22 protein-coding genes and 3 tRNA genes are annotated in these 23,537 nt (G+C 56.9%); 1 reads left to right on the forward strand and 24 read right to left on the reverse strand.

Going from position 1 to position 23,537, the window contains the following annotated elements; all coding sequences use genetic code 11:
* Nucleotides 1-10 precede the first annotated feature (10 nt).
* Entirely contained in the window at nt 11-1,072 is a 1,062-nt protein-coding gene (gene nadA / locus C1Y43_RS04205) for a quinolinate synthase NadA (protein ID WP_031279878.1), read from the reverse strand.
* Between the two features lie 126 nt (nt 1,073-1,198).
* Nucleotides 1,199-1,714 (reverse strand): methylated-DNA--[protein]-cysteine S-methyltransferase, encoded by a 516-nt coding sequence (locus C1Y43_RS04210; RefSeq protein ID WP_021508524.1) that lies wholly within the window; start codon nt 1,712-1,714, stop codon nt 1,199-1,201.
* Nucleotides 1,715-1,872: 158 nt separating this feature from the next.
* On the opposite strand from C1Y43_RS04210, the gene C1Y43_RS04215 reads away from it, so the two are divergent.
* Nucleotides 1,873-3,333: an AlkA N-terminal domain-containing protein gene (locus C1Y43_RS04215; RefSeq protein WP_104187143.1), complete on the forward strand. Its 1,461-nt coding sequence runs from the start codon at nt 1,873-1,875 to the stop codon at nt 3,331-3,333.
* 495 nt (nt 3,334-3,828) lie between these two features.
* On the opposite strand, the gene C1Y43_RS04220 is transcribed toward C1Y43_RS04215, so the two are convergent.
* The 22 genes from C1Y43_RS04220 to sdhC all read right to left on the reverse strand — a co-directional run bounded on the left by C1Y43_RS04220 (nt 3,829) and on the right by sdhC (nt 23,519).
* Nucleotides 3,829-3,904 (reverse strand) — tRNA-Lys (locus tag C1Y43_RS04220).
* Between the two features lie 32 nt (nt 3,905-3,936).
* Nucleotides 3,937-4,012 (reverse strand) — tRNA-Lys (locus C1Y43_RS04225).
* A gap of 50 nt (nt 4,013-4,062) precedes the next feature.
* Nucleotides 4,063-4,138: transfer RNA gene (locus tag C1Y43_RS04230), tRNA-Lys, on the reverse strand.
* Between the two features lie 166 nt (nt 4,139-4,304).
* Nucleotides 4,305-5,096 carry a cell division protein CpoB gene (gene cpoB, locus C1Y43_RS04235; RefSeq protein WP_058757869.1) on the reverse strand — a complete coding sequence of 264 codons (792 nt, stop codon included), beginning with the start codon at nt 5,094-5,096 and terminating at the stop codon, nt 4,305-4,307.
* A gap of 9 nt (nt 5,097-5,105) precedes the next feature.
* Nucleotides 5,106-5,624 (reverse strand): peptidoglycan-associated lipoprotein Pal, encoded by a 519-nt coding sequence (pal, locus tag C1Y43_RS04240; protein WP_021508527.1) that lies wholly within the window; start codon nt 5,622-5,624, stop codon nt 5,106-5,108.
* A 64-nt stretch (nt 5,625-5,688) separates the two neighbouring features.
* Nucleotides 5,689-6,984 (reverse strand): Tol-Pal system beta propeller repeat protein TolB, encoded by a 1,296-nt coding sequence (tolB, locus tag C1Y43_RS04245; protein WP_021508528.1) that lies wholly within the window; start codon nt 6,982-6,984, stop codon nt 5,689-5,691.
* Between the two features lie 117 nt (nt 6,985-7,101).
* A complete protein-coding gene (gene tolA / locus C1Y43_RS04250) occupies nt 7,102-8,364 on the reverse strand; it encodes a cell envelope integrity protein TolA (RefSeq protein ID WP_104187105.1) in 1,263 nt (420 codons plus the stop codon).
* Nucleotides 8,365-8,389: 25 nt separating this feature from the next.
* Complete coding sequence (gene tolR / locus C1Y43_RS04255) at nt 8,390-8,818, reverse strand: colicin uptake protein TolR (protein ID WP_021508530.1); 429 nt, start codon at nt 8,816-8,818, stop codon at nt 8,390-8,392.
* A 13-nt stretch (nt 8,819-8,831) separates the two neighbouring features.
* Entirely contained in the window at nt 8,832-9,518 is a 687-nt protein-coding gene (gene tolQ, locus C1Y43_RS04260) for a Tol-Pal system protein TolQ (RefSeq protein ID WP_010616001.1), read from the reverse strand.
* Entirely contained in the window at nt 9,515-9,937 is a 423-nt protein-coding gene (ybgC, locus tag C1Y43_RS04265) for a tol-pal system-associated acyl-CoA thioesterase (RefSeq protein ID WP_168714917.1), read from the reverse strand. The genes tolQ and ybgC overlap by 4 nt, the downstream gene beginning before the upstream one ends.
* A gap of 177 nt (nt 9,938-10,114) precedes the next feature.
* The gene (gene ybgE, locus C1Y43_RS04270; RefSeq protein ID WP_058775290.1) at nt 10,115-10,408 is read right to left on the reverse strand and encodes a cyd operon protein YbgE; all 294 of its coding nucleotides are present in this window, start codon (nt 10,406-10,408) and stop codon (nt 10,115-10,117) included.
* On the reverse strand, nt 10,408-10,521 hold the full coding sequence (cydX, locus tag C1Y43_RS04275; protein ID WP_010615998.1) for a cytochrome bd-I oxidase subunit CydX: 114 nt from the start codon (nt 10,519-10,521) through the stop codon (nt 10,408-10,410). Before cydX ends, ybgE begins: the two co-directional genes overlap by 1 nt.
* 15 nt (nt 10,522-10,536) lie before the next feature.
* On the reverse strand, nt 10,537-11,676 hold the full coding sequence (gene cydB / locus C1Y43_RS04280) for a cytochrome d ubiquinol oxidase subunit II (RefSeq protein WP_021508533.1): 1,140 nt from the start codon (nt 11,674-11,676) through the stop codon (nt 10,537-10,539).
* An 11-nt stretch (nt 11,677-11,687) separates the two neighbouring features.
* Nucleotides 11,688-13,259: a cytochrome ubiquinol oxidase subunit I gene (gene cydA / locus C1Y43_RS04285; RefSeq protein ID WP_058757874.1), complete on the reverse strand. Its 1,572-nt coding sequence runs from the start codon at nt 13,257-13,259 to the stop codon at nt 11,688-11,690.
* A gap of 675 nt (nt 13,260-13,934) precedes the next feature.
* Nucleotides 13,935-14,810 (reverse strand): succinate--CoA ligase subunit alpha, encoded by an 876-nt coding sequence (gene sucD / locus C1Y43_RS04290; protein WP_021508535.1) that lies wholly within the window; start codon nt 14,808-14,810, stop codon nt 13,935-13,937.
* A complete protein-coding gene (gene sucC, locus C1Y43_RS04295; protein WP_006118458.1) occupies nt 14,810-15,976 on the reverse strand; it encodes an ADP-forming succinate--CoA ligase subunit beta in 1,167 nt (388 codons plus the stop codon). The genes sucD and sucC overlap by 1 nt, the downstream gene beginning before the upstream one ends.
* Nucleotides 15,977-16,046: 70 nt before the next feature.
* Nucleotides 16,047-17,261, reverse strand: a complete 1,215-nt coding sequence (gene odhB / locus C1Y43_RS04300; protein ID WP_021508536.1) for a 2-oxoglutarate dehydrogenase complex dihydrolipoyllysine-residue succinyltransferase — start codon at nt 17,259-17,261, stop codon at nt 16,047-16,049.
* Nucleotides 17,262-17,276: 15 nt separating this feature from the next.
* On the reverse strand, nt 17,277-20,084 hold the full coding sequence (gene sucA / locus C1Y43_RS04305; protein ID WP_104187107.1) for a 2-oxoglutarate dehydrogenase E1 component: 2,808 nt from the start codon (nt 20,082-20,084) through the stop codon (nt 17,277-17,279).
* 206 nt (nt 20,085-20,290) lie between these two features.
* Nucleotides 20,291-21,007 carry a succinate dehydrogenase iron-sulfur subunit gene (locus C1Y43_RS04310; protein WP_021508538.1) on the reverse strand — a complete coding sequence of 239 codons (717 nt, stop codon included), beginning with the start codon at nt 21,005-21,007 and terminating at the stop codon, nt 20,291-20,293.
* Nucleotides 21,008-21,021: 14 nt separating this feature from the next.
* Entirely contained in the window at nt 21,022-22,788 is a 1,767-nt protein-coding gene (gene sdhA / locus C1Y43_RS04315; RefSeq protein ID WP_021508539.1) for a succinate dehydrogenase flavoprotein subunit, read from the reverse strand.
* Nucleotides 22,789-23,136, reverse strand: a complete 348-nt coding sequence (gene sdhD / locus C1Y43_RS04320; protein WP_021508540.1) for a succinate dehydrogenase membrane anchor subunit — start codon at nt 23,134-23,136, stop codon at nt 22,789-22,791.
* Nucleotides 23,130-23,519: a succinate dehydrogenase cytochrome b556 subunit gene (sdhC, locus tag C1Y43_RS04325; protein ID WP_021508541.1), complete on the reverse strand. Its 390-nt coding sequence runs from the start codon at nt 23,517-23,519 to the stop codon at nt 23,130-23,132. The genes sdhD and sdhC overlap by 7 nt, the downstream gene beginning before the upstream one ends.
* Nucleotides 23,520-23,537 lie beyond the last annotated feature (18 nt).

Here is a 23,537-nt window from a genome sequence, read left to right on the forward strand (position 1 = left end):
GAAAACCGCCTCAGGCGTTCCCTTTCAGCGTAAGTTTGAGTTGTGCTGCAAAGTCTAGCATGCGGTTGAGCGGCAGCAACGCTGCCTTGCGCAGTGCCGCATCGACGTGAATTTCATGCTGTGCGCCGCCGTGCGCCAGCCCTTCAGCGATAGCCTGCAGGCCATTCATCGCCATCCACGGGCAGTGCGCGCAGCTGCGGCAGGTCGCCCCTTCGCCTGCGGTTGGCGCTTCCAGTAACTCTTTATCCGGTACCGCCTGCTGCATTTTGTAGAAGATGCCGCGATCGGTCGCCACAATCATCTGCGGATGCGGCAGCGTTTTGGCGGCCTGAATCAACTGGCTGGTGGAACCGACCGCATCGGCCAGTTCGACAATCGCCTGCGGTGACTCCGGGTGCACCAGCACCGCCGCGTCAGGATACAGCGCTTTCATGCGCTGCAGCGCCTGGGTTTTGAACTCATCATGCACGATGCAGGCGCCCTGCCAGCACAGCACATCGGCGCCGGTTTGCTGCGTGACGTAACGGCCCAGATGGCGGTCCGGTGCCCAGATGATTTTTTCACCGCGACTGTCGAGGTGTTCAATCAGCTCAACCGCAATGCTGGACGTCACCACCCAATCGGCACGTGCTTTTACCGCTGCCGACGTGTTGGCATACACCACCACGGTCCGATCCGGATGCGCATCGCAGAAGCGATTAAATTCGTCAATCGGGCAACCGAGGTCAAGCGAGCACTCCGCCTGCAGCGTGGGCATCAGCACGGTTTTTTCCGGGCTAAGGATTTTGGCGGTTTCGCCCATGAAACGGACGCCGGCCACCAGCAGCGTTTGCGCCGGATGCTGGCTGCCAAAGCGCGCCATCTCAAGGGAATCCGCCACGCAGCCGCCGGTCTCTTCGGCCAGCGCCTGAATTTCCGGATCGGTGTAGTAATGCGCTACCATCACCGCATCGCGTGCTTTGAGCAGGCGTTTAATTTCTTCGATGTAACCGGCTTTCTCCTGCGGGCTGAGGCGCGCCGGTTTCGGCGGGAAGGGATAAATGGCGCTTTCAGCATCAAACATTGCACTCATGACACGGCTCTCGTTTTATCGATTTAACAAAATCGCCCATCAGGACGATGATGCGGCATTAAATCCGCCATCGTGTTTTATATGCTAAACACAATAGCGGATTACACCGAGCCTGTCGTGTGATTTTTATGCGGGAAGTACCAGCTGCGCGCCGGCCTGCGCCTGTTGTGGGCTTTCCAGCTCAAGCAGAAACGCTTTTACCGCCAGGCCGCCTGCAAAGCCGGTGAGCTTACCGTTGCTGCCGATAACCCGATGACAGGGCGCCATGATCGACAACGGATTTTTACCGTTGGCAGCCCCGACGGCGCGTACCGCTTTCGGGTTGCCGATCTGCTCCGCGATTTGCAGATAGCTGCGAGTTTCACCAAACGGAATGGTGAGCAGCGCCTGCCAGACCTTTTTCTGAAACGCAGTGCCAACGGTGTCGTAAGGCATGTCAAACTGCTGACGCTCGCCGGCAAAGTACTGGCGCAGCTGGCGCTCAGCCTCACAGAGAATCGGATGCTGGTCGTTACGCGCGATCGGTTTCAGCGGCACACGCTGCGCACCTTCGTTTTCCCATAAAATGGCTGACAGACCGCGATCCGTGGCAATGAGCGTCAGTTCTCCGACGGGCGTGGTAATGATTTTAGCGTGATACATGTTGCACCTCCGACATGGGCTATGCGGATGATTATCGCACTTTTGCGCGGCGAAACTGGCTGTTTTCGGCCATGAGCATAAACTGGTTAACTGTCCGAAAGCAGCCAGTTTTCCATCCGCACCTGCGCGACGATGGTGTTTATTTGCCGGAGACAATGATGTTTGATCCTGAAATTGCCTATCAGGCGCTGACGGCGCGCGACAGCCGTTTCGACGGGGTATTTTTTGTCGGCGTGACCTCCACCGGTATTTACTGCCGTCCGATCTGTCCGGTGAAAGCGCCGATGCAGAAGAACTGCCTGTTTTTCACCAGTGCCGAAGCGGCTGAAAAGGCGCACTTTCGCCCCTGCCTGCGCTGTCGTCCCGAGCTGGCACCTGGTTCGGCACCGGTCGATAGCCATCATCGCATCGCCGACCGGCTGATTCGCCGTATCGAAGAAGGCTTACTGGAAGAACAGGAGACGCTGGCTGAGATCGCCAGCGAGTTTGACCTGAGTGAACGCCAGCTAAGACGGGTGATTCAGCAGGAGCTGGGCGTGTCGCCGCTTGAACTGCGGCAAACCCGGCGCATGCTGCTGGCGAAGCAGCTACTGACTGAAACCGCATTGCCGGTGACCGAAATTGCCTATGCCAGCGGTTTTCGCAGTCTGCGCCGTTTTAACGACGTGTTTCAGGCTCGCTATCGCATGACGCCATCGCGTCTGCGTAAGCAGATTCAGACGGAAGCCCTGAATGGTGAGCAGGAGAGCGCCGAACTGCGCCTCAGCTACCGGCCTCCTTATGACTGGGACGCCATCCTCGATTTCCTGCAACAGCGCGTGATGAAGCAAGTCGAGTGGGTCAGCGAGGGCGTTTATCATCGTACTGTGGCGCTCGGTCAGTGTCGTGGCTGGGTACGCATTAGCCATTTGCCGGAGAAGCAGGCGCTGAAGGTGCAATTTACCACCACGCTGACGCCGGTGCTGCCTGCCCTGCTGCGCCGCTTGCGCGATCTGTTTGATCTGGATGCCCAGCCACAGCGCATCAGCGAGCAGCTCAGCCAGGATCCGCTATTAGCTGCGAGTCTGGCACGCTATCCAGGTTTGCGCGTTCCTGGTGCGTTTGACGGCTTCGAGCTGGCGGTCCGCGCCATCCTCGGCCAGCAGGTGACGGTGAAAGCCGCGACGACGCTGAGCAGTCGCGTGGCGGAGCGTTTTGGCGCGCCCCTCACCACGCCGTGGCCTGCGCTCTCCCGCTTACCGCCAGAGGCCGAATCACTGGCTACTGCCACCCTGGATGATATTGCCAGCCTCGGCATTGTGAGCGCCCGCGCGCAGGCGATCCAGGCACTGGCCGCGGCCTGCGCCTCAGGAGCGCTGCGCTTCAATGGCGCGGTTAATCCGGACGTGGTGCAGCAGCAGTTGCTGGCGCTGAAGGGTGTCGGGCCATGGACAGCGAGTTATATCGCCATGCGCGCCCTGCGCTGGCCGGATGCCTTTCCGAAAGAGGACATAGCGATCCGCAATAATCTCGGCGGCGTGAGCGCAAAAGTCGCAGAGCAGATGTCGCAGGTGTGGCGCCCATGGCGCAGTTACGCGGTGCTGCATATCTGGAAGAGCCTGACGCCGGAAAAGCGGTAGTGAGATTTGGCATGATGTGGTTGCCAGAATAACTGTAATAGTGCTTTCAGCCAAAAGGTACGGAGCGGTTGCGTAAAGTCGCCGTAAATACATCCCTGTAGGCTCTGCCGGCGGTTTACTCGCCTCATCCCTGAGGCTCGCCCACTTTGTGGGCCAACGCTACGCGTTGTTCAAAAATGCTCCCGGCATTTTTGTCCATGCGCCGGAAGCTTTACTCCACCGCTCCGTACCCTTCGGCTTCATATTAACTCTCTGCGCCTTGCTGAAAGCGCTGCAAAACTAAAGCAGCTGAAATGCCTGACAGCCAGAAAAGGCGGGTGCGGAGGAGCGAAGCGTCCGAGCCATGGATGGCGAGGCCGATCCACAGGGATGTGAGGTTCCTTTGCGATCCGCCCCGCCTTATCTGGCCGGTGCACAATCTCAAAGCAACCCATCTAACACTGTAAAAAACGTAAAAAAGCAAAAAGGCGCCTTTAGGGCGCCTTTCTACATAACTGGTGGGTCGTGCAGGATTCGAACCTGCGACCAATTGATTAAAAGTCAACTGCTCTACCAACTGAGCTAACGACCCGCTCGGGAAGTGGCTTACAACTTTCGACTTGATGGTGGGTCGTGCAGGATTCGAACCTGCGACCAATTGATTAAAAGTCAACTGCTCTACCAACTGAGCTAACGACCCATCAAGGTTGTGAAGCAAACTGAAGTGACATCAAAACTGAATGGTTGAGATGGTGGGTCGTGCAGGATTCGAACCTGCGACCAATTGATTAAAAGTCAACTGCTCTACCAACTGAGCTAACGACCCATCTTCAGTGCTGCCGATACTTGTTAAGATATGTCCCGGCAACGGCGGCATATATTACTGATTTAGCGGGAGGGCGCAACCCTTATTTTCCGCTAAATGTCTCAACTGCTTACCTTTCATGCGGCAAGACCAGAAATCAGACGAAATCCGGTCTTAACTGCAGCAATTACATCGCAGCGAGCCGTTTTTGTGCCTGCTTAGCAGACTCAGAGTTAGGGAACTGTTTGATCACCTGCTGGTAGACCGCTTTCGCTTTCGCTGTATCGTTCTTCTCCTGCATGATCACCCCAACCTTAAACAGCGCTTCCGCCGCTTTTGGCGATTTCGGGTAGTTTTTAACTACAGTGGCAAAATAGTAGGCCGCATCGTCCTTTTTGCCTTTGTTGTAAAACAACTGACCCAGCCAGTAATTAGCATTCGGCTGATAGGTGGAGTCCGGATACTTCTTCACCCACGCCTGCAGCGCAGTTATCGCCTGGTCATACTGTTTCTTCTCAAGAATCAGCGCGACGGCAGCATTGTAATCGGTGTTGGCATCGCCGGTTTGTGCGGGTGCAGCGGCAGCCGTATTGCTGCTCCCCGCATCAGCGTTTCCCGCTGCGGCACCAGCTGCTGCATCCGCACCACCGCTGGCCTGCGCACCATTACTGCTGCTCAGACTGTCGATCTGCTGATAAAGCTGCTTCTGCCGCTCAATCACCTGATTAAGCTGATAACTGTTCTGCTGGATCTGCCCGCGCAGCGAATCGATATCGCTTTGGTTATCACTCATCTGCTGCTGCAACTGCTGCAGAAGCTGAGCCTGGGCATTGGAGATACGTTCAAGAGTGGTGACACGGTCTTCGACCGAGCCTGAGCCAACGCTACTGATTGACGCCTGGGCATTAGCGGCCCAGGGGGCCGCTACGCCAACCAGTAACGACAGACTCAACAGATGAAGTCTGAAGTTACTAATCATGTGATTCTCTTAGTAAACCAGTACGGCACGACGGTTTTTAGCGTAAGCCGCTTCGTCGTGGCCCAGTACAGCAGGTTTCTCTTTACCGTAAGATACGATAGACATCTGGTCAGCAGACACGCCTTTACCCTGCAGGTACATTTTAACGGCGTTAGCACGACGCTCGCCCAGGGCGATGTTGTACTCTGGGGTGCCGCGCTCATCCGCGTGACCTTCGATGGTCACTTTGTAAGATGGGTTGCTGCGCAGGAAAGCAGCGTGCTGATCCAGCATCTGAGCGTATTCAGACTGCACGTCATACTTGTCCAGACCGAAGTAAACGATGTTGTTCTGCTGCAGCTGCTGCATCTGCAGACGCGCCTGCTCGTCAGAAGACATGTTGCCGTTCTGGCCAGCGCCAGCGCCGTATGCACCGTCAGCACCCATACCGGTCTGATCGTTGTTGTTGTTTTTGTGAGAGCTACATGCAGCTACCGCGATAACCGGCAGAGCCAGCATCAAACCCTTCAGCACTTTGTTCAGTTGCATTTCTTTATCCTATTATTTTGTTTGCCATACATTTTACTCCCCCGCCAGGCGAGGGAGCGATGCATCACAGATACGGCGACCAGGCAGGGAATTTGACCTGTCCATCAGTTGCCGGAAGACGCGCTTTGAAACGCCCATCGGTTGAAACCAACTGCAACACGGAACCCATCCCCTGAGTAGAGCTATAGATTACCATCGTGCCGTTAGGAGCCAGACTTGGCGTCTCATCCAGGAACGTGTCCGTTATTGTCTGAACGGCTCCCGTTTCCAGATCCTGTTTGGCGACGTGCTGCGCGCCACCGGCGCTGCTGATCATCACCATCGTTTTACCGTCAGATGACACATCCGCATCCTGGTTCTGAGCCCCTTCCCAGGTAATGCGCTGTGGCGTTCCGCCGTTAACGTTAACTTTGTAAATCTGTGGCGCACCGGCCTGATCCGAAGTGTAAGCCAGCGTCTGGCTGTCCGGGAACCAGGTAGGTTCGGTGCTGTTGTAGCGGCCATCGGTCACCTGACGCGTCTGACCGGAGGCCAGATCCATCACGTACAGGTTCAGGCTACCGGTTTTCGACAGGGCGAAGGCCAGCTTAGAGCCGTCCGGCGAGAAGGCTGGCGCACCATTGTGACGCGGATAAGAAGCCACCTGACGGATAGCGCCGTTGGCCAGCGTCTGCACCACCAGCGCCGATTTACCGCTTTCGAAGGTCACGTAAGCCACTTTGCTGCCGTCTGGCGACCAGGCCGGTGACATCAGCGGCTGCGGCGAACGGTGTACCACAAACTGGTTGTAACCATCGTAGTCAGACACGCGCAGCTCGTACGGGAACTGACCGCCGTTGGTCTGCACCACATAGGCGATACGGGTACGGAACGCGCCTTTGATACCGGTCAGCTTCTCAAACACTTCATCGCTGGCGGTATGCGCTGCATAGCGCAGCCACTGTTTGGTGACTTTATAGGAGTTCTGCGCCAGCACGGTACCCGGTGCGCCACCGGTATCCACCAGCTGATAAGCCACCTGGTAGCTGCCATCGGCGTTCGGCGTAACCTGCCCGACTACCACGGCATCAATACCCAGTGCGCTCCAAGCGGCAGGCTGTACTTCCTGTGCGCTGGTCGGCTGCTGTGGCAGACGAGAGCGATCCAGCGGATTGAATTTACCGCTGTTACGTAAGTCTGCTGCGACGATGCCACCAATATCTTCGGGTGCAGCGCCCGGACCGGCCCACTGGAACGGCACCACACCAATTGGGCGTGCGGTATTCACGCCCTGCGTAATTTCAATGCGTACTTCCGCGTGCAGCATCGCTGCCCACAGCAGTACAAAAAAACCTAAGGTTACACGAAGTGCCTGCTTCATCTTATCTCCCTTATCTGAACCTGAGTTCATGATAATTCGCACAGTTCCTGAAAAAACACGAGTACTCATAGAGTACGGCAAGCTAACCTTAGTTCAACCTGCCGTACGTTACTGCATTTATTGCGGCTTGAAATCCAGCGGCGCGTTTTTGAACACTTCATATACCGCCTGACTTGGCGGTTTAGGGATACGAGCCTGTCGAGCCGCTGCGACAGCAGCCTGGCATAGGGCAGTATCACCACCCTGCGCTTTAACATCCGCTAACGTACCATCAGACATCATGACAATACGTAAAGTACAGGTGCGTCCCTTATAGCTTTCCCAATCGTAAAACTTACTTTTGATCGCAGCCTGAATTTGACCGGCATAGTTGCTAATGTCAGCACCCGATGCACCCGCTTTTTTCTGACTACCCTGGCCAGCTGGAGCACCACCAGCAGAGGAACCGCTTTTCGGCGCATTCTTACCGGAAGAGAGACCGCCTAACAGATCATCCACATCGCTCTCGTTCTTCGCCGCTTCGGCAGCCGCTTTCTTCTTCGCATCGGCGGCAGCTTTAGCTTTGGCCGCCGCATCCGCTTTGGCTTTGGCTGCTGCCTCAGCTTTCGCTTTGGCTTCGGCTTCGGCGGCCGCTTTCTCTTTCGCAGCTTCCGCAGCTTTCTCTTTGGCTTCCTGTGCAGCTTTGGCTTTCGCATCTGCCGCGGCCTGAGCTTTGGCTTCTGCCTCCGCTTTGGCTTTCGCTTCAGCTGCCGCTTTCGCCTGCTGCGCGGCTTTCTCTTTCGCTGCTTCGGCTGCGGCGGCTTTGGCCTGCTCTTCCGCTTTCTTCTTCGCGTCGGCTGCGGCCTGCTTCGCCTGCTCTTCCGCTTTGGCTTTCGCGTCCGCTGCGGCCTTCGCCTGAGCATCGGCCTGCGCTTTGGCATCGGCTTTGGCTTTCGCTGCGGCCGCTTCTGCGGCTTTCTGCTGCTCCTGCGCCTGCTTCGCTGCTGCTTCAGCCGCCTTCTGCTGCTCTGCCTGCTGCTTCGCCTGCTCTTTGGCTTCCTGCTGCGCCTGCAGACGCTCTTTTTCCAGCTCTTTCAGCCGCTGCTGTTCAGCGGCCTGCTTCTGCTGCAACTCTTCCGCCTGCTGCTGTGCCTGCTTCTGGCGCTGCTGCTCGGCGCGCTGACTGTCACTTTGCTGATTCTGCTGACGGTTATACTGTTCAACCACCGCGCCAGGATCGACCATCACCGCGTCGATATCACTGCCGCCACCGCCGCCGCTGGCTTCGATATGTTCGTTAAACGAGCTCCAAATCAGCAGGGCGATCAGCACGATGTGCAGAATCACCGAAATGATTATCGCGCGTTTTAACTTCTCGTTCTGCTCGGTTGCCTTCGACACTCTCGGTTCCCAAAAACGGTTCGCGTTAAATCGGCTGCGTCATCAAACCGACGGATTTCACGCCAGCCTGATGCAACAGGTTCAGCGCCTTGATGATTTCGTCGTAAGGCACATCTTTCGCCCCACCAATCAGGAAGACCGTCTTCGGATTGGCTTCAATACGGCGCTGCGCTTCGCTCACCACCTGCTCCGGCGGCAGCTGCGTCATACGATCGTGATCCACCACCAGGCTGTACTGCCCTACCCCGGCCACTTCCACGATCACCGGCGGATTATCGTCGCTGGAAACGGTTTTCGAATCGGTTGCGTCCGGCAGGTCCACTTCCACGCTCTGCGTAATAATCGGCGCGGTTGCCATAAAGATGAGCAGCAACACCAGCAGCACGTCCAGCAGCGGAACAATGTTGATTTCCGACTTAAGGTCGCGACGCCCGCGACCACGGGTTCTGGCCATCGTTAACCTCGACTTACTTGCTGTTGTCGGTAGAGAAAGCCTGACGATGCAGGATGGCCGTGAACTCTTCCATAAAGTTGTCGTAGCCCTGCTCCAGCTTGTTCACGCGCTGGTTCAGACGGTTATACGCCATAACGGCAGGAATGGCCGCGAACAGACCGATTGCGGTGGCGATCAGCGCTTCGGCGATACCGGGCGCAACCATTTGCAGCGTGGCCTGTTTCACCGCACCCAGTGCGATAAAGGCATGCATGATCCCCCACACCGTACCAAACAGACCGATATACGGACTGATGGAACCGACGGTGCCAAGGAATGGGATGTGATTTTCCAGCGCTTCCAGTTCACGGTTCATCGAGATGCGCATGGCGCGACCGGCCCCTTCGACCACCGCTTCCGGCGCATGGCTGTTAGCGCGGTGCAGGCGGGCAAACTCTTTGAAGCCAGAATAGAAAATCTGTTCGGACCCGCTCAGCTCGTCACGGCGCGCCTGGCTCTCCTGATAGAGACGCGACAGCTCGATACCGGACCAGAACTTGTCCTCGAACGCCTCGGCCTCACGCCCCGCCGCGTTAAGAATGCGGGTGCGCTGAATGATGATTGCCCAGGAGGCAATAGAAAAGCCGATCAAAATCAACATGATAAGTTTGACCAGAAGGCTTGCCTTCAGGAACAAATCAAGAACGTTCATGTCAGTCACTGCTTGAACTCCGCGACAATAGACTTGGGAAGCGCAATCGGCTTCATTAGATGTGGGTTGATGCAGGCAATCAGGACGTCTGCTTCATTGAGCACTTTGCCTTCAGCATTCACGATACGCTGCGAGAACGTCATGGTTGCGCGCGTCATTGCTGTCACTTCGCTCTGGATCTCCAGAAGGTCGTCGAGACGTGCCGCGGCAATAAAGTCCACCGTCATGCGCCGTACCACAAAAGCCACCTGCTCTTCCAACAGGGCCTGTTGATTGAAATGGTGCTGGCGCAACATCTCGGTACGTGCTCGTTCATAAAAAGCAAGATAGCTGGCGTGGTAAACCACACCACCGGCGTCAGTGTCTTCGTAATAGACCCGAACCGGCCAGCGAAACAGCGTTGTACTCACTCTACATCCCGGTCTCATTTTAAACGTTGCTACTATACGCAAGTGAGATCGGCTTGGGAATGGTCCGCCAGAGCCAGGAGAAAATAATTATCAGACGTTAACAACTGGAAGGATTTTTGGGAGATTTCCTGACCAACCGCTGACAAAAACTCACGTCAGCAGCGGTAAAACAGCCCTTGCGGGCTGAGACAGAACTTAATGATAGAACCAGTAAATTCCCAGCGCCAGCACGATCAGCGCCGGCAGCGGGGCAAACAGCGCCTGCCAGCGGGCTCGCTGTGGCCGGAAACCCGTGCCGTGAATCACGCCGCTGCACACCGCCCAGATTAACAATAATCCGTGCCAGATGGCGAGCTCACTGGTGCGTGCGGCAAAGCGCGCCGGCTGCCAGATGACGCATCCGGCCAGCCACAGCGCCAGAATCAGTGAAAGGGCCCGCAGCGGGCCCTTATCCATCAGACGATACAGCGTCTGTATCAGGCTGCGCATCAGAGCTTGTCGTCCTGCGCGCCGCCCTCTTCCACATGCTCGATCGCCAGTGCCGTGACCACGCCAAACGCACAGGCCAGCAAGGTGCCAAGAATCCAGGCAAAATACCACATGCTTAATCTCCTCAATCAGTACAGGGAGTGCGTATTGCGCTCAATGTGTTCTTTGGTGATGCGGCCATACATCTTGTAGTAGCACCAGCTGGTGTAAGCCAGAATAATCGGCACAAAGATGATGGCGGCCACGGTCATGATCTGCAGCGTCAGCAGGCTGGAGGTCGCGTCCCACATGGTCAGGCTGGTGCCTGGCACGGTGCTGGATGGCATGATGAACGGGAACAGCGCAATGCCAGCCGTCATAATGACGCACGCCAGCGTCAGCGAAGAGAAGATAAACGCCCATGCGCCCTTCTCCATGCGCGAACACAGGATCGTCAGCAGCGGCAGCAGCGCGCCGAGCAGCGGGAACAGCCACAGCACCGGCATCTGTTCAAAATTGACCAGCCAGGCCCCGGCTTCACGCACCACGTCTTTACCCAGCGGGTTAGACGCCGCGTGATGATCGATTGCGCTTTTCAGCACATAGCCATCAATGCCGTACTTCACCCACACGCCGGCCAGTACAAAGCCCACCAGCATCACCAGCGCGCTGATTTGCGCCGCGGTGCGGGAACGCAGGTGCAGTTCGCCGCTGGTGCGCATCTGCAGGTAAGTCGCACCCTGGGCCAGAATCATCGCGACGCTGATCACCCCAGCCAGCAGGCCAAACGGATTAAGCAGCTGGAAGAAATTACCGGTGTAGAACAGGCGCAGGTACTCATCAGCATGGAACGGCACACCCTGCAGCAGGTTACCGAACGCCACGCCAATCACCAGCGGCGGCACAAAGCTACCAATGAAGATGCCCCAGTCCCAGGCACCGCGCCAGCGCATATCTTCAATCTTCGACCGGTAATCAAAGCCGACCGGACGGAAGAACAGCGAGGCCAGCACCAGAATCATCGCCACGTAAAAACCGGAGAACGCGGCGGCATAGACCATTGGCCAGGCGGCGAACAGCGCCCCGCCGGCAGTGATCAGCCAGACCTGGTTACCGTCCCAGTGCGGCGCGATGCTGTTAATCATGATGCGACGCTCGGTATCGGTGCGACCGAGGATGCGGGTCAGCATTCCCACGCCCATATCGAAGCCGTCGGTGACGGCAAAACCGATCAGCAGAATGCCAATCAGCAGCCACCAGACAAAACGCAACACTTCATAGTCAAACATGGTCGCTCTCCTTATCCGCGCGCCGGTTGAGTCACAGCCTGCACTGTTTCATGGTGATAGCGGCCGGTTTTCAGGCTGCTTGGACCAAGGCGGGCAAATTTGAACATCAGATACATCTCCGCTACCAGGAACACGGTATACAGGCCGCAGATCAGGATCATCGAGAACAGCAGATCGCCGACGGTCAGCGACGAGTTAGCCACTGCGGTTGGCAGCACCTCACCAATCGCCCACGGCTGACGGCCATATTCAGCGACAAACCAGCCAGCTTCGACGGCAATCCACGGCAGTGGAATACCGTACAGCGCCGCTTTGAGCAGCCAGCGATTCTTACCGATGCGGTTACGAATCACGCTCCAGAACGACAGCGCAATGATGCCCAGCAGCAGCACGCCACACAGCACCATGATGCGGAAGGCGAAATAGAGCGGTGCCACGCGCGGAATGGAATCCTGCGTTGCCTGCTGGATTTGCGCTTCCGTGGCGTTCGCCACGTCCGGGGTATAACGCTTGAGCAGCAGACCGTAGCCGAGATCCTGTTTATGCGTCTCAAACTCACTGCGCACCGCCGGATCTTTACTGCCGGCACGCAGCTCGTTCAGCAGCGCATAGGCTTTCATACCGTTACGGATGCGCACTTCATGCTGCGCCAGCAGATCTTTCAGGCCGGTGACCGGCGTATCGACAGAACGGGTGGCGATCAGGCCGAGCAGATACGGGATCTGGATGGCGTACTTGTTCTCCTGCGTCGCCTGATCCGGCACGCCAAACAGCGTAAAGGCCGCTGGCGCCGGCTGGGTTTCCCATTCGGCTTCGATAGCGGCCAACTTGGTTTTCTGCACGTCGCCCATTTCATAGCCGGATTCGTCACCCAGCACGATGACCGATAGCACGGCAGCCATACCGAAGCTGGCAGCGATCGCAAAGGAGCGTTTAGCAAACGCGATGTCGCGCCCTTTCAGCAGATACCAGGCGCTGATGCCCAGAATGAACATCGCACCGGTGGTGTAGCCCGCGGCCACGGTATGCACAAATTTCACCTGCGCCACCGGGTTCAGCACCAGCTCGGAGAAGCTCACCATCTCCATACGCATGGTTTCGAAATTGAATTCGGAAGCGATCGGATTCTGCATCCAGCCGTTCGCCACCAGGATCCACAGCGCGGACATGTTCGAGCCGAGTGCCACCAGCCAGGTCACCGCCAGGTGCTGCACTTTACCGAGGCGATCCCAGCCGAAGAAGAACAGGCCGACAAAGGTGGATTCAAGGAAGAACGCCATCAGGCCTTCGATGGCCAGCGGCGCACCGAAGATATCGCCGACGTAGTGGGAGTAATAAGACCAGTTGGTACCGAACTGAAATTCCATGGTCAGGCCGGTGGCCACACCCAGCGCAAAGTTGATACCAAACAACTTGCCCCAGAATTTGGTCATATCTTTATAAATCTGTTTTCCCGACAGGACATAGACCGTTTCCATGATCGCCAGTAAAAACGCCATACCGAGCGTTAAGGGCACGAACAGGAAATGGTACATCGCCGTCAGGGCAAACTGTAAACGCGACAGCTCGACAATATCTAACATGATGACTCCTTGCTCCTCGCATGAACTCATCCTGCGAATAACAACCACAAACAGCGGGCAGTGCGATGCAGAATAAGGTCAGGAACGACTGATTATTGATTCCAGTTTTGTTACCGACAGCACAATGCGTACTGCGGCCCGAAGTGAGCGAGTAACAGTGGTGAAAATTCCCCGAAAAACCGATCGCTTCAGCCAGTTTCGAGCAGGAGTAAGATGAGGAGGCGACAGAATTGATATGACAACGCCTGGCACAAACTCCTGTAAATGATGAAAAAGACTGAATTGATGCAGCGCAATTTATACCGGTTGGGTTGCTTTTAGCCAGCGGTAAAGTTTGCTATATATCGCCTTTTATTGATCTGGATTAAGACAATAATTTTCCAGATATGTAGTGTTAGAGTTGTTGTTAATTAGTTGTCATAAATCGATAGCGCAATTAAGAAAACAATTACCTTTCCCGTAATTATTTAACCTCTTTGCCAGCCAGACGCCTGGACGCTGACGGGAAAAAGCACGCCTCTTTGCCCTTCTTTACTCAACGACAAAGTAAGCATAGCCGCAGAAAATGTTGCCGTTACGTTTTTACTGCAAATGTGTGAGGACGGCTAATGGCCGTGCATGACAGCCATAAAAAAAGCCACCCGCAGGTGGCTTTTTTCTTTCAGCAGCAAAATGTTATTTCGCTGGCAGTACCGCTTTCACCGCGTCGCCGATATCGGCCAGGCTGCGAACGGTTTTCACACCGGCCGCTTCCAGCGCAGCAAATTTCTCATCGGCGGTGCCTTTACCACCGGCAATGATGGCGCCGGCGTGACCCATACGCTTGCCTTTCGGCGCCGTTACGCCGGCGATATAGCCGACGACAGGCTTGGTCACATGCTCTTTGATGAACGCCGCGGCCTCTTCTTCAGCGCTGCCGCCGATCTCACCGATCATCACGATCGCTTCGGTCTGCGGATCGTCCTGGAACATTTTCAGGATGTCGATGAAGTTGGAGCCTGGGATCGGGTCACCGCCGATGCCCACACAGGTGGACTGGCCGTAGCCGATGTCGGTGGTCTGCTTAACCGCTTCATAGGTCAGCGTACCGGAACGTGACACGATACCGACGCGGCCTGGCTGGTGAATGTGGCCCGGCATAATACCGATCTTACATTCGCCTGGGGTGATCACACCCGGGCAGTTCGGGCCAATCATGCGCACGCCTGCTTCGTCCAGCTTCACTTTCACCGTCAGCATATCCAGCGTCGGGATACCTTCGGTGATGGTGATGATCAGTTTGATGCCCGCGTCGATCGCTTCCAGGATACCGTCTTTGCAGAACGGTGCCGGCACGTAGATCACGGTAGCGGTGGCGCCTGTGGCTTCTACTGCTTCGCGCACGGTGTTAAACACCGGCAGACCGAGATGGGTGGTGCCGCCTTTACCTGGCGTCACACCGCCAACCAGCTGCGTACCATAGGCCAGCGCCTGCTCAGAGTGGAACGTTCCCTGGCCACCGGTGAAACCCTGGCAAATGACTTTGGTGTTTTTGTCGATCAGAATGGACATTATTTACCCTCCGCAGCAGCGACAACACGCTGTGCTGCGTCTGTCAGGCTGGTTGCTGCAATGATGTTAAGACCGCTGTCCGCCAGTTTCTTCGCGCCCAGCTCGGCGTTGTTACCTTCCAGACGTACCACGACCGGTACGTTGACACCCACTTCAGCCACAGCACCGATGATGCCGTCTGCGATCAGATCGCAGCGCACGATACCGCCGAAGATGTTAACGAATACCGCTTTCACAGCATCGTCAGACAGGATGATTTTGAAGGCTTCGGTAACGCGCTCTTTGGTTGCGCCGCCGCCAACATCAAGGAAGTTTGCAGGCTGACCACCGTGGTGTTTCACGATGTCCATGGTGCCCATCGCCAGACCAGCGCCGTTGACCATACAGCCAATGTTGCCTTCCAGCGCGACGTAGTTCAGTTCCCACTGCGTCGCGTGGGCTTCACGTGGGTCTTCCTGGCTTGGGTCGCGCATTTCACGCAGCTCTGGCTGACGGAACAGGGCATTGCCATCGGCACCCAGTTTGCCATCCAGACAGATCAGGTCGCCCTGTTTGGTGATCACCAGCGGGTTGATCTCAACCATCGCCAGGTCGCGCTCCAGGAACATGGTCGCCAGACCCATGAAGATTTTGGTGAACTGGCTGACTTGCTTACCGGTCAGGCCCAGTTTGAATGCCAGCTCGCGGCCCTGGTATGGCTGCGGGCCGGTCAGCGGATCCAGCGCCATTTTGTGGATCAGGTGCGGGGTTTCTTCCGCCACTTTCTCGATTTCCACGCCGCCTTCGGTTGACGCCATGAAGATCACGCGACGGGTAGCACGGTCAACCACCGCACCCAGATACAGCTCCTGGTCGATGTCGGTCGCCGCTTCAACCAGGATCTGGTTTACCGGCTGGCCATTGGCGTCAGTCTGGTAGGTCACCAGACGTTTGCCCAGCCAGTTTTCAGCGAAAGCACGAATGTCTTCTTTACTGTTAACCACCTTCACACCGCCCGCTTTACCGCGGCCACCGGCATGAACCTGACATTTCACCACCCACGGACCCGCGCCAATTTTCGAGGCGGCTTCTTCGGCTTCACGTGGCGTGGTGCAGGCGTAGCCAGTCGGTGCTGGCATACCATACCGTGCAAACAGCTGCTTCGCCTGGTATTCGTGTAAGTTCATGATGTTCTATCCATTCAGATCTAAACAGGGTTAATTTGGGCGCGCCTCGTGCCAGCGCGCCCGGCGAAAATCAGACATCCAGCAGCAGACGCGCCGGATCTTCCAGCAGCTCTTTCACCGCGACCAGATAGCCGACAGATTCACGACCATCGATCAGACGGTGATCGTAGGAGAGCGCCAGATACATCATTGGAAGCACCACCACCTGACCATTCACCGCCATTGGGCGATCTTTGATGGCGTGCATCCCCAGAATCGCGCTCTGCGGCGGGTTGATGATCGGCGTAGACATCAGCGAACCGAACACACCACCGTTGGTGATGGTGAAGTTACCGCCGGTCAGTTCTTCCACCGTCAGCTTGCCGTCACGGCCTTTCACCGCCAGCTCTTTAATTTTCTTCTCGATGTCGGCCATGCTCAGCGCATCAACATCTTTCAGCACTGGCGTCACCAGACCACGCGGCGTTGAGACCGCGATGCTGACATCGAAATAGTTGTGGTACACCACATCGTCGCCGTCGATCGACGCGTTGACTTCCGGGAAGCGTTTCAGCGCTTCGACCACCGCTTTGATGTAGAAGGACATAAAGCCCAGACGCACGCCGTGACGCTTCTCGAAGGCATCGCCGTACTGCTTGCGCAGATCCATGATCGGCTTCATGTTGACTTCGTTGAAGGTGGTCAGCATTGCGGTGCTGTTTTTCGCTTCCAGCAGACGCTCGGCCACGCGCTTGCGCAGACGGGTCATTGGCACGCGCTTCTCGCTGCGGTTGGCAACTGCCTGCGGAGCCGCATCGGCTGCCGGTGCCGCTTTCGCGCCGTCGGCTTTCTTCGCCAGATGTTTTTCCACGTCTTCGCGCGTCAGACGGCCGCCAACACCGGTGCCTTTAATCTGGCTGGCGTCGAGGTTGTTTTCCGCAATCAGGCGGCGCACGGCCGGGCTGAGCGCGTCATTGCTCTCTTCTTCCAGAGATGCAGTCTGACGCTGTGCAGGCGTAGACTCCTTGCTTTCCACTTTCGCCGTGGTCTCTTTCCCGCCGCTGTTACCTTCCTTCAGACGGCCCAGAATCTGGCGCGATGTTACGGTGGCGCCTTCGTCTTCCAGCACCGCTTCCAGCACACCGTCAGCGGCGGCAGGCACTTCCAGTACCACTTTGTCAGTTTCGATCTCGACCAGCACTTCGTCGCGGGTCACAGAGTCGCCGGGTTTTTTATGCCAGGTGGCTACCGTGGCATCCGCTACGGATTCAGGCAAATCGGGAACGAGAATTTCTACGCTACTCATTTTCTTTCCTTTTAATTAACCAAGGTTCAGCGCGTCATTGACCAGGTCTTGCTGCTGTTGTTGATGTACGGACATATAGCCCACGGCCGGTGAAGCAGAAGCCGGACGGCCTGCGTAACGCAGTGACGCACCAAATGGAACCACTTCGCGGAAATGATGCTGACTGCAATACCATGCGCCCTGGTTCAGTGGCTCTTCCTGACACCAGACGAAATCCTGAACATGGGCGTAATTCTTCAGCGCTTCCTGCACCGCTTTGTGCGGGAACGGATAGAGCTGTTCGATACGCACGATGGCGACATCGGTCTGCTCGTTCTTACGACGCTGCTCCAGCAGATCGTAATAAACTTTACCGGAGCACAGCACTACGCGTTTCACCTGCTGCGGATCGAGGTCGTCGATCTCACCAATCGCCGGCTGGAAGCTGCCGTTGGCCAGCTCATCAAGGCTGGACACCGCCAGCGGATGACGCAGCAGCGACTTCGGCGACATCACGATCAGCGGACGGCGCATACCGCGCAGCGCCTGACGACGCAGCATGTGGTACACCTGCGCTGGCGTTGATGGCACGCAGACCTGCATGTTCTGCTCAGCACACAGCTGCAGATAGCGCTCGAGGCGCGCGGAGGAGTGCTCCGGACCCTGCCCTTCATAGCCGTGTGGCAGCAGCATCACCAGACCACACATGCGGCCCCATTTCTGCTCGCCGGAGCTGATGAACTGATCGATCACCACCTGAGCGCCGTTGGCGAAGTCACCGAACTGCGCTTCCCAGATGGTCAGCACGCGCGGCTCGGCGGTGGCGTAACCGTATTCGAACGCCAGTACCGCTTCTTCCGACAGCACCGAATCCCACACCTTGAACTGACCCTGACCGTTATGGATGTGGTGCAGCGGAGTGTAAGTCGAACCGTTCTGCTGGTTGTGAATCACCGCGTGACGGTGGAAGAAGGTGCCGCGGCCGGAGTCTTCACCCGACAGGCGCACCGGAATGCCTTCGTCCACCAGCGTGGCGTAAGCAAGGTTTTCCGCGCCGCCCCAGTCGAACAGCTTGTTGCCTTCCGCCATCTCTTTGCGGTCGTTGTAAATCTTGGCAACGCGCGACTGCACTTCCACCGCTTCCGGAATGCTGCTGATGCGGCGCGCCAGCTCCTGCAGACGTTTCATGTCCACGGTTTCCGGGTAGCTCTCATCCCACTCGTGGTTGAGGTACGGAGACCAAGTGAACGAGTGCAGGCTCATTGGACGCCATTCCGGCACCACGCACTCGCCTTCATCCAGCGCATCGCGGTACAGGTTTACCAGCTCGGTGGCATCTTCCTGCGTGGCCACGCCTTCGCTTTCCAGCTGATCGGCGTAGATTTTGCGCGGCGTCGGATGCTTTTTGATTTTCTGATACATCAGCGGCTGGGTTGCGCTTGGCTCGTCGGCTTCGTTATGGCCGTGACGGCGGTAGCACACCAGGTCGATGAACACATCGCGTTTGAAGGTGTTGCGATAATCCAGCGCCAGACGGGTAACAAACGCCACCGCCTCCGGATCGTCCGCGTTGACGTGGAAGATCGGTGCCAGCACCATTTTGCCGATGTCGGTGCAGTAAGGGGTAGAACGCGCATCTTTCGGATTCGAGGTGGTGAAGCCCACCTGGTTGTTAATCACGATGCGTACGGTGCCGCCCACTTCGTAACCGCGAGCCTGCGACATGTTCAGGGTTTCCTGCACCACGCCCTGGCCAATAACCGCGGCGTCACCGTGAATGGTGATCGGCAGGACTTTGTTGCTGCCCGGCTCCGCCAGACGATCCAGACGCGCACGCACCGAGCCCATGACTACCGGGCTTACAATTTCCAGATGCGACGGGTTGAACGCCAGCGCCAGGTGTACCAGGCCGCCTTCGGTTTCCACGTCTGACGAGAAGCCCATGTGGTACTTCACGTCACCGGTACCGAGGTGCTCTTTGTGCTTGCCGGAGAACTCGTCGAACAGATCCTGCGGTTTTTTACCCAGCACGTTGATCAGCACGTTGAGACGACCGCGGTGCGCCATGCCCAGCACCACTTCACGCGTGCCGCTCTTGCCGGCGTGGCGAATCATTTCGCGCAGCATCGGTACCAGCGCATCACCGCCTTCCAGCGAGAAGCGTTTGGCACCCGGGAATTTCGCGCCGAGGTATTTTTCCAGGCCCTCTGCCGCCGTCAGCTCTTTCAGGAAACCTTTTTTCTCGTCCGCGCTGAATGACGCATGGCCCACTACCGATTCCAGACGCTGCTGAATCCAGCGCTTCTCTTCGGTGTTGTTGATGTGCATGTACTCTGCACCAATCGAACCACAGTAGGTCTGCTGCAGTGCGGCATAAAGATCGGCCAGCTTCATGGTCTCTTTGCCAATGGCGAAAGAGCCTACGTTAAAGCTTTCCTGAAAATCGGCGTCGGTCAGATCGTGGAAGGCCGGCTCGAGATCCGCCACGCGCTCCTGCTTCCACAGGCCGAGCGGATCGAGGTTAGCGTGCTGATGGCCGCGGAAGCGGAACGCATTAATCAGCTGCAGCACTTTAACCTGTTTGGAATTAGCGGCCGGATCGGTGACTGTGGAGGTGTAACGGGTGGCGTCTTTCGCCAGGCGGCGGAAGTATTCACGCGTCGTGGAGTGAAACTGCTCAGGTTTCACGCCGGTGCCCGGCAGCTGCTGGAACATCGAGCGCCACACTTCATCAACAGAGTCAGGATCGGTCAGGAAATCCTCATAGAGTTGCTCTATGTAGGACTGGTTCGCGCCGGCCAGCCAGGAGGAGTCCAGCCAGGGTTTCATCGCGCTGTTCTGCATTGTGATCCCTTAAGCATTAATCTGCTTTTTTGAGGTTTCATTTGTTGCCGCTTACGCGGCTTGCCGTAGTGAGTTCAGCGATACGAACCTGTGCGCAACCGGCGCCTGGCCCGTAAGGGAACCTTTATAAGCGTGGTCAGTACCGCGCTTATAGAGGCTTCCGTAAACGATCGGGAACCTGGGTTCCCGATCGTGACTTCCGTTTGTTACGCCCCGCGCTGCAGCAGCATCGACTTAATGTGGCCGATGGCGCGCGTTGGGTTTAAGCCTTTCGGGCACACGCTCACACAGTTCATGATGCTGTGACAGCGGAAAACACTGAAAGCATCATTCAGATTGTCGAGGCGCGCATCGGTTTCGGTGTCGCGGCTGTCAATCAGGAAGCGGTACGCCGCCAGCAGGCCGGCCGGACCGATGAACTTGTCCGGATTCCACCAGAACGACGGGCACGATGTGGAGCAGCAGGCACAGAGAATACACTCGTACAGGCCGTCCAGGTGCTCACGCTGCGCAGGCGTTTGCAGATGCTCGCGCGCTGGCGGATTTTCCCCATTATTCAACAGGAAAGGCTTAATCTTCTCATACTGAGCATAGAATTGTCCCATGTCCACCACGAGGTCGCGGATTACCGGCAAACCGGGCAGCGGACGGATAACAATCTTCTTGCTGCCATTGCCCAGTGCGGAGACCGGCGTGATACACGCCAGGCCATTTTTACCGTTCATGTTGAGGCCATCGGAGCCGCACACGCCTTCACGGCAGGAGCGACGGAAGGCCAGCGTAGGATCCTTCTCTTTCAGACGGATCAGCGCGTCCAGCAGCATCATGTCGCGACCATCTTCCGCTTCGAGGGTATAATCCTGCATGCGCGGTTTGTCATCGACTTCCGGGTTGTAACGATAGATAGAAAATTCGAGTCTCATGATGATCTCCGCAATTAGTAAGTACGCGCTTTCGGCGGGAAGGCCGCACGCAGTTTCGGTTGCATGTTCACCTCACGGCGCGTCATGCTTTCCGTTTGCGGAACATAGAGGCTGTGGCACAGCCAGTTGGCATCATCACGCTCCGGATAGTCGAAGCGGCTGTGAGCGCCACGGCTTTCGGTGCGGAAGTTAGCCGCTACCGCGGTGGCGTAAGCGGTTTCCATCAGGTTATCCAGCTCAAGGCATTCGATACGCTGGGTGTTGAAGTCCGGTGAACGGTCATCGAGACGCGCGTTTTTCAGGCGCTCACGAATCTCTTTCAGCTCGGCCAGGCCTTCACGCATCGCATCCCCTTCACGGAATACCGAGAAGTTGTTCTGCATGCAGCGCTGCAGCGCCTTGCGGATTTCAACCGGGTCTTCACCGGTGGTGTTGTTTTCCCAGCGGTTGAAGCGGGCCATCGCCGCGTCGATTTCATCTTCGGTGGCGTCGCGCAGTTCGCCCTGCTCAGCGATGCACTCCATCAGGTGAACACCGGCCGCGCGGCCAAATACCACCAGGTCGAGCAGCGAGTTGCCGCCAAGACGGTTTGCGCCGTGTACCGATACGCAGGCAATTTCGCCTACCGCGAACAGGCCCGGAATCACTTCATCTTCGCCCTGCTCGTTAACGCGCAGCGCCTGACCGGTCACGCGGGTCGGCACGCCGCCCATCATGTAGTGGCAGGTCGGGATAACCGGAATCGGTTCTTTAATCGGGTCAACGTGAGCAAAGGTACGCGACAGCTCAAGGATGCCCGGCAGACGGGATTCCAGCACTTCAGCGCCCAGATGGTCGAGTTTCAGTTTGATGTGTGGACCCCATGGGCCGTCGCAGCCGCGACCTTCACGGATTTCCACCATCATTGAACGCGCCACCACATCACGGCCCGCCAGATCTTTGGCGTTTGGCGCGTAGCGCTCCATGAAACGCTCGCCATGCTTGTTCAGCAGATAGCCACCTTCACCACGGCAGCCTTCGGTCACCAGCACACCCGCCCCGGCGATGCCGGTTGGGTGGAACTGCCACATCTCCATATCCTGCATTGGCACGCCGGCACGCAGCGCCATGCCGACGCCGTCGCCGGTGTTGATGTGGGCGTTGGTGGTGGACTGATAGATACGGCCAGCACCGCCGGTCGCGAGGATAGTGGCTTTGGCTTTGAAGTAGACTGTTTCACCGGTTTCGATGCAGATGGCGGTACAGCCGACGATCGCACCGTCAGCGTTTTTCACCAGATCCAGTGCATACCACTCGGAGAAGATGGTGGTTTTGTTTTTCAGGTTCTGCTGATACAGCGTATGCAGCAGGGCGTGGCCGGTACGGTCGGCAGCAGCAGCGGTACGCGCCGCCTGCTCACCACCGAAGTTTTTCGACTGACCACCAAACGGACGCTGATAAACGCGGCCGTCATCAAGACGGGAGAATGGCAGGCCCATGTGCTCCAGCTCCAGAATCGCTTCCGGACCGGTTTTACACATATATTCGATTGCGTCCTGGTCACCGATGTAATCGGAGCCTTTGACGGTATCGTACATGTGCCATTCCCAGTTATCTTCGTGGGAGTTACCCAGTGCCACGGTAATCCCGCCCTGCGCCGATACGGTGTGGGAACGGGTTGGGAACACTTTGGATAACAGAGCACAGCTCTGGCCCGACTGGGAGATTTGCAGCGCGGCACGCATACCCGCACCACCTGCGCCGATCACCACGGCATCAAATTCTCTGACTGGCAAACTCATTTACACACCCCACACCACAACAGTTCCATAAATTGCATACGACAACAGCGCGACCACAATCACCAGTTGCAACACCAGACGCGTTGCCAGCGGTTTCACGTAGTCGGTCAAAACCTGCCACATGCCAATCCAGCCGTGGACCAGAATCGAGAACAGCGTCAGCAACGTGAACACTTTGGTAAAGGAGGAAGCGAAAAAGCCGCGCCAGACGTCATACGTCAGCGTGCCGGTCATCACGACAAAACCGAGGATGTAGAGAATGTAGAGCGTAATTAAGATTGCAGCAGCACGCAGTAACAGCCAGTCATGGATACCGTTGCGTCCTAATGCAGAAGCATTGCTTACCATACGAGGACTCCAGCCAGAATTGAGAGCACGACAGTGATAACAAAAACCGCTTGCGCGGTACGGGTTCCCACCTGCAGGGTTTCTGCCGTAAAACCGAAGTCGGCCAGCATGTGACGAATGCCGCTTGCTGCGTGATATGCCAGCGCGGTCAGAATGCCCCACATGATGAATTTGGCGAAGAAGCTATCCATGATGGATGCCGCTTGCTGGAAACCTTCCGGAGAAGAGAGGGAGAGACCCAGTAACCAGAGCAGAATTCCGAGAGCGACAAAGGTAATCACGCCGGAGACGCGGTGGAGAATGGACGATATTGCAGTAACGGGAAACCGGATCGTCGAGAGATCCAAGTTAACAGGTCTTTGTTTTTTCACGGTTTTGCCCACACAGCTCTTTTTTATTTT

The organism is Pantoea sp. ICBG 828, from assembly GCF_002928355.1.
Taxonomy (GTDB): Bacteria; Pseudomonadota; Gammaproteobacteria; order Enterobacterales; family Enterobacteriaceae; genus Pantoea; species Pantoea dispersa.

What these genes read in the sequence shown, in the direction of transcription:
- nadA (WP_031279878.1), bottom strand. Translation starts at nt 1,072, where the DNA reads ATGAGTGCAATGTTTGATGCTGAAAGCGCCATTTATCCCTTCCCGCCG.
- C1Y43_RS04210 (WP_021508524.1), bottom strand. Translation starts at nt 1,714, where the DNA reads ATGTATCACGCTAAAATCATTACCACGCCCGTCGGAGAACTGACGCTC.
- C1Y43_RS04215 (WP_104187143.1), top strand. Translation starts at nt 1,873, where the DNA reads ATGTTTGATCCTGAAATTGCCTATCAGGCGCTGACGGCGCGCGACAGC.
- cpoB (WP_058757869.1), bottom strand. Translation starts at nt 5,096, where the DNA reads ATGATTAGTAACTTCAGACTTCATCTGTTGAGTCTGTCGTTACTGGTT.
- pal (WP_021508527.1), bottom strand. Translation starts at nt 5,624, where the DNA reads ATGCAACTGAACAAAGTGCTGAAGGGTTTGATGCTGGCTCTGCCGGTT.
- tolB (WP_021508528.1), bottom strand. Translation starts at nt 6,984, where the DNA reads ATGAAGCAGGCACTTCGTGTAACCTTAGGTTTTTTTGTACTGCTGTGG.
- tolR (WP_021508530.1), bottom strand. Translation starts at nt 8,818, where the DNA reads ATGGCCAGAACCCGTGGTCGCGGGCGTCGCGACCTTAAGTCGGAAATC.
- ybgC (WP_168714917.1), bottom strand. Translation starts at nt 9,937, where the DNA reads ATGAGACCGGGATGTAGAGTGAGTACAACGCTGTTTCGCTGGCCGGTT.
- ybgE (WP_058775290.1), bottom strand. Translation starts at nt 10,408, where the DNA reads ATGCGCAGCCTGATACAGACGCTGTATCGTCTGATGGATAAGGGCCCG.
- cydX (WP_010615998.1), bottom strand. Translation starts at nt 10,521, where the DNA reads ATGTGGTATTTTGCCTGGATTCTTGGCACCTTGCTGGCCTGTGCGTTT.
- cydB (WP_021508533.1), bottom strand. Translation starts at nt 11,676, where the DNA reads ATGTTTGACTATGAAGTGTTGCGTTTTGTCTGGTGGCTGCTGATTGGC.
- cydA (WP_058757874.1), bottom strand. Translation starts at nt 13,259, where the DNA reads ATGTTAGATATTGTCGAGCTGTCGCGTTTACAGTTTGCCCTGACGGCG.
- sucD (WP_021508535.1), bottom strand. Translation starts at nt 14,810, where the DNA reads ATGTCCATTCTGATCGACAAAAACACCAAAGTCATTTGCCAGGGTTTC.
- sucC (WP_006118458.1), bottom strand. Translation starts at nt 15,976, where the DNA reads ATGAACTTACACGAATACCAGGCGAAGCAGCTGTTTGCACGGTATGGT.
- odhB (WP_021508536.1), bottom strand. Translation starts at nt 17,261, where the DNA reads ATGAGTAGCGTAGAAATTCTCGTTCCCGATTTGCCTGAATCCGTAGCG.
- sucA (WP_104187107.1), bottom strand. Translation starts at nt 20,084, where the DNA reads ATGCAGAACAGCGCGATGAAACCCTGGCTGGACTCCTCCTGGCTGGCC.
- C1Y43_RS04310 (WP_021508538.1), bottom strand. Translation starts at nt 21,007, where the DNA reads ATGAGACTCGAATTTTCTATCTATCGTTACAACCCGGAAGTCGATGAC.
- sdhA (WP_021508539.1), bottom strand. Translation starts at nt 22,788, where the DNA reads ATGAGTTTGCCAGTCAGAGAATTTGATGCCGTGGTGATCGGCGCAGGT.
- sdhD (WP_021508540.1), bottom strand. Translation starts at nt 23,136, where the DNA reads ATGGTAAGCAATGCTTCTGCATTAGGACGCAACGGTATCCATGACTGG.